At 63.2% G+C, this 4915-nt stretch carries 8 protein-coding genes and 1 pseudogene; all 9 read right to left on the reverse strand.

The window, feature by feature from the left end:
* A pseudogene (locus NZM16_RS06695) lies at positions 1 to 183 on the reverse strand (hypothetical protein); the annotation flags it as partial.
* 266 nt (positions 184 to 449) lie between these two features.
* On the reverse strand, positions 450 to 962 hold the full coding sequence (locus tag NZM16_RS06700; protein WP_295453056.1) for a HEAT repeat domain-containing protein: 513 nt from the start codon (positions 960 to 962) through the stop codon (positions 450 to 452).
* A 47-nt stretch (positions 963 to 1009) separates the two neighbouring features.
* Positions 1010 to 1258, reverse strand: a complete 249-nt coding sequence (locus tag NZM16_RS06705; protein ID WP_295479477.1) for a type II toxin-antitoxin system RelE/ParE family toxin — start codon at positions 1256 to 1258, stop codon at positions 1010 to 1012.
* A gap of 69 nt (positions 1259 to 1327) precedes the next feature.
* Positions 1328 to 1537: a hypothetical protein gene (locus NZM16_RS06710; protein ID WP_295453061.1), complete on the reverse strand. Its 210-nt coding sequence runs from the start codon at positions 1535 to 1537 to the stop codon at positions 1328 to 1330.
* A 34-nt stretch (positions 1538 to 1571) separates the two neighbouring features.
* Positions 1572 to 1781: a twin-arginine translocase TatA/TatE family subunit gene (locus NZM16_RS06715; RefSeq protein ID WP_295453063.1), complete on the reverse strand. Its 210-nt coding sequence runs from the start codon at positions 1779 to 1781 to the stop codon at positions 1572 to 1574.
* A 130-nt stretch (positions 1782 to 1911) separates the two neighbouring features.
* Positions 1912 to 2496 carry a DUF5666 domain-containing protein gene (locus NZM16_RS06720; RefSeq protein WP_295479479.1) on the reverse strand — a complete coding sequence of 195 codons (585 nt, stop codon included), beginning with the start codon at positions 2494 to 2496 and terminating at the stop codon, positions 1912 to 1914.
* Positions 2497 to 2637: 141 nt separating this feature from the next.
* Entirely contained in the window at positions 2638 to 3237 is a 600-nt protein-coding gene (locus NZM16_RS06725) for a hypothetical protein (protein WP_295479484.1), read from the reverse strand.
* A 295-nt stretch (positions 3238 to 3532) separates the two neighbouring features.
* Entirely contained in the window at positions 3533 to 4264 is a 732-nt protein-coding gene (locus NZM16_RS06730; protein ID WP_295479488.1) for a glycosyltransferase family 2 protein, read from the reverse strand.
* Positions 4265 to 4422: 158 nt separating this feature from the next.
* Positions 4423 to 4915, reverse strand: a 493-nt coding sequence (locus NZM16_RS06735) for a glycosyltransferase family 2 protein (protein WP_367281013.1), incomplete at its 5' end; no start/stop codon positions are given.

Genomic DNA, 4915 nt, shown 5'->3' on the forward strand with positions numbered 1-4915 from the left:
CCCGGCGATGAGGAAGGCCAGCGGGGTGGCTCCCTGGGCGGCGGCCATCACCAGGCCGAGGGCCACATACACATCCGCCCCCACGTCGGCATACCCCCAGGTGAAGGACCCCCAGACCGTCACCTCCCGCCGTAAGCCCACATGCTGAGCGGACGCTGTCCGCTCGGTCGTGATCGCTGCCATAGCCGCTTCCTCCGCATCCGCAGTGGGGTTTTGTCCTCTTTTCAAGAGCTATGCCGTTGGGCGCCCACCCAAGGGGTGAGAGCCCTATCCCCTGGATCTTTCCTCTTCCCAAGGCCTTTGGGACCGGGGAAAGCAGAGCCGGGCGTCGAAGGACCCGGCTCCGCCCCACGCCTCCATCAGGAAGAGGCGAACAGCGCAACTCCAAGGGGCGAGGGATGGCCGAAGGCCCTCCCCTCCCCCCATCCCTCCAGCAAGCCGTTATCCCCTCACCGGTCCAGCCCGAGGCTCACCAAGGCCTGATAAGCAACGACCGGAGCCTGGAGGACTGGTTCCAGGCTCTCCAGCGCTTGCAGAACAGGGCGAAGGAAGGGTTCGCGGGACCCCGTGGCCAGGGCTTTCAATACGTGATGGGCGCCCTGGCGAAGCCATGCCGAATCGGAATGATGAACCAGGGCCTCCAGCAGGGGGCGCAGGCTGGCTTCCCCTATGCCCGCCAGCCCTTCCGCCGCCAGCCATCGGATGCCCGGATCCGGGTCATCGATCAGGATCTGGACCAGCCGATCCGCCGTGCGGGGATCCCGGATTTCCACCAGCGTCCGGGTGATCTCCCAGCGAAGGCGGTCATCGGCCTGGGCCCTTGCAGCCCAGAGCGGCTCAATGGCCTGCTCCCCCATCGCGACCAATGCCCGACGAGCGGCCTGCACAGCCGCATAGTCCTCACTGCTCAGCGCGCTCAGATAGCCTGCGATTTCGGAGCTAGATTCTCTCTTCGCGGTCATCGTGGGTCCTCATGGATGCGATAGAATGGATGCGATGGACAAAAGGTTCAGCGATATGCATCATTTCGTTTTCGGATCTCCAGGATCCGAAGCAGATTCCACTGCCGTTGCACATACAGGCGATATTCGCCAGCCCGACGGCTCAGAAGAAGCCCCTGATCGTGCCGGATCTTGGTCAGATGAGGATTGGCTTCCTCGGCCAGCGCAGCCACGTGTTCCAGGATCTGCCGGCGGTGCTTGACCGGCAACCGCTCCAGATCCTTCAGCGCCTTTTTGGAGAACTGGATCGCGATCATCTTTTGCTCACACTCCTCGTCAGAGATAGTGAATGGCTTCGCCACCCATAACTCCACGGCATGGGAAGATCACCAAAGATGGATGATCAAGAAGAAAAGCCCCATCAGCGCCATCCCCAGCCCCCCGATCAGGATCCATCCTTCAATCTGCCAGAGCTCGGCAGGCTGGGTGCGACGACGCAACAGGAGCCAGCCCGCACTCAACATAGCAACGGAGAGCGCCAGCCAGGCTTTGGATAATAGAAAGAAAGACACCCGCCATGATCCGAGCCGTGTCATTAGGACGGACTCCGATACAGAGGAGCGCAACGGATCAGGAGGGAAGCGTTGGAGGCCCCGGAGGCCCCGCGGAGTCGCGATCATGAGAACGGGAAGCCAGATCGGGCTCTCCCATCAGACCACGTCGGAACTCTCGAACGCTCTGGCCCAGCTCCCGAGCGATGGCTGTCAGCCGGCCCGGTCCAAAAAGGAGCAGAGCCAGCAGAAAGATCAGGAACAGCTCTTCCGCGCCAATCCGGATCATCGGCTGAATCCTCTTTCCTCATCGATCGATGGAGGGTGCGGCGGCCGCAGACCGCCGCACCCTTTTCCCTCCTCCTGTTCCCCCCATATGAAAGAAGACCTTTCCTGCAACGAGGCTCCCGGGGAACGGCTTATCGGCCTCGACGGACCAGGCTCATCAGCGTGACATACCACGTATCATCGAAACGACCCACCCCCAGCGCGTTCGCCCGGTCGCCGGCTTTGAAATCTTTCAGGGTAGGGTTTTTCACCCCGGGGACGTGGAAGCGCGTCCGGTCGTCCGTGAGCAGATTCGCCTTCCCCTTCGCGGTCTCAAGGACCAGGCGATTCTCCTGGATCTCCGTGATGGTTCCATGGAAAGTCTGGACCGGCGGCCGCACGCCGATCCGAAGCGCCTCTACTTTGCCATCCGCACGGGTCCCCACCACCAGCACGCGTTCGCCGGGATGGAGATCGCTCCACGTCGGCTTGCGGATCCCGATGACCAGCAGGATGGTCTTATCGGTCCCGACGACCTCCACTGTTTCCCCTTTCGCGGTTTTCACCTCCAGCCTCTTCGCAGCCGGGTCCACTTTCGCAATGGTCCCTCGCACGATCACCCGCGCAGGCGCACGGGCCTGCCGGACCGCCTGCGGCCAGGCCATCCCGGTCCCCCAGCTCAACAGGAGCAAGCTCCCCAACACCGCGCCGATGAATTTCTTCCACCCTTGCAACATGGTTTTCCTCCTCGCGTTACGGTTTTTCTCCTCTCGTTTCCATCCCCTTCCCCCTCCCGCCTTAGGGGAGAGGGAAGAGGGATTGAACGGAAGACAGGCCAGATCCCTCCTCCATCCCCGCTTCCCGTTCCCAGGGCGGCTTCACTTCTTGATGGGCATCCCATCGGGGCTCAGCACATACCAGAGGTTGTTGAACCCCTGGCCATGGGTATCGCCGGGTTTCGTGTCGCCCGAGAAGTAATAAAGCGGATGGCCGTTGTAGGTCACCTGGGTGGTGCCGTCCTTGCGGCGGATGGTGCCCAGCAGGGCAGCCTTCACGCCGGCGCCCGCGATCGGCTTGCCGGATGTGAGGAACGGCGGCCACCTTTGCGCGCACTCTGCCTCACAAGTGCTGGTGTTCTTCGGGTCGTTCATGAACACATAAAGGGTGAAGCCCTGTTCATCCGTTAGAAACTTGCCCAGCGTAGCGCTTTCACCCACCTTGACGGTCACGGCCTTGCTCGGCGTCGGCCGAGGGGTGACCGTCGGGGTAGGAACCGTGGTAGGCGTCGGAGTTGGCGCCTTCGTCGGCGTGGCGGTGGGCGCCTTCGTCGGCGTCGGGCTGGGCAGAGCCTTTGTGGGCGTGGCAGCTGGGCGCGTAGGCGTCGAGGTGGGCGAAGGCGTGGCCCGGGCGCAGGCCGTTAGGGCCAGCAACGCGGCGAACCCGATTCCACCAATCGCGCGCAAGGTCGGACAGCGCATCGCCTCTCCTCCTTTCGGCCGAATCTTCCAGCGCATGATCTTAGGCAGGAGAAGCCCAGCTGTCCTGAAGGAGAGATAAAGGGAAGCTTAAGAAAACCTTAAGGGCCAACGGGAGGCGGCCTATACAGGCCTTGGGTCATCGCAGGCTGATCCTTCTCTTCCCAGGCCCGTTGCGCCTTCGGGAGCAAGGAGAAGGAAGCTTTTCAAACCTGGCGGGGAAAAGGGCCGTGGGGAATTTCGGGGGAGCTTGGGAAGCCGACGGGATCCCCTTCAGCAAACCCCACCCGCTTCCCCATTATGAGACTTCCCGTTTCAGAAGCCAGTAGGTCTCCCACACGGCGAGGGCCATCCACACGGCCAGCCGGAGGCCATGCAGGCCGTCGATGTAACCCCGGAGCTGTATGAAGCGGCGCCAGAACTCTCGCCCCATCATGGTCCAGGGGGTGTAAAAGCGGGGCCGCACCCCCGCCTCTCGGAGGGCTCGCGCCTCCAGCCGAGCGTAGGCCCGTTGCTTGGCCCGAAATTCGGCGGGGGAATCGTAGTTGTAATGAATCAGAGGATTCCGAAGATAACCGGCTTCGCCCTGCAGCACCACGATCTCATGAACCGGACGTTCGTATCGGGCGTAGCCCCGACGAAGGAGGCGCAGTTGATAATCTGGCCACCAACCTCCGCCTCGTGTCAACCGTCCGAATAGATAGTTCCGCCGGGGCACCCACCAGCCCACGTAACGCGGATCCTGAACGGCCCTCCGAATCTCCGCTGCCAGCTCCGGCGTGGCCCGCTCGTCGGCATCCACAAAGAAGATCCAGTCGGCCTCCACCTGGGCCAGCGCCGCGTTGCGCTGGGCGGCATAGTTCTCGAAGGGATGCTGAAGGACCATAGCCCCGCAGGCGCGCGCCCGCTCTACGGTGTCATCGTCACTATATGAGTCAAAGACGACCACCCGATCTGCCCAGCGCACGCTTTCGATGCATGCCTCGATAAAGGCAGACTCATTGTGGGTGAGGATCACCACCGCCAGCATAGGTTTTCTCGTGAAGGGAAGTTCGGGACTGAGGCCACACTGCTTGATCCCTGTAGGATTCGGGCCGGGGGCCAACGGCTCCAGCCCCGGAAATCTCCGAACGACACGGGCGACTTCGGAGCTCTCCCGGGGTTTTAGAGCCGAGGCGCCGAACCCAATCAAAGTTCTTCCGCTTGAAACGCCATGCGCCGCACCTCCTCATAAGCTGCCCGCATTGCTGCACTCCCAGGATCCACCGTCCGGGCCAGCGCCTGGGCGCGCCAGCTCGCGCCTATGGCCACCAGACGACAGGCCAGCCGGAACTTCCACCGGGGATAATGCTGGCGATAGAGCCGCAGCCGGCTGGCCCAGAGGGCCCGGATCATCTCCGGGCGTGCCTGGCGGGCGCTCTCCCCGCTCGCATGCGCCACCACAGCCTCCGGCACACAGTAACGCTCCCAGCCCGCTCGCGCCATCCGCCAGCACCAGTCCACCTCCTCCGCGTAGATCCAGTAGCCCTCATCCAGCAACCCCACCACCCGGATGGCTTCCCCCCGAACCATCATCGCCGCCCCGAGAGGATGTCCGATCCGGAACGGCTTCCCTCGCGCATACCAGGCTCGAGGGTAACGCCCGTTCAGGCGGGTCTCCAGCAGGCGGGGATGAAGCGGA

It is taken from the genome of Thermoflexus sp. (assembly GCF_025055495.1).
In the GTDB taxonomy this organism is placed as follows: domain Bacteria; phylum Chloroflexota; class Anaerolineae; order Thermoflexales; family Thermoflexaceae; genus Thermoflexus.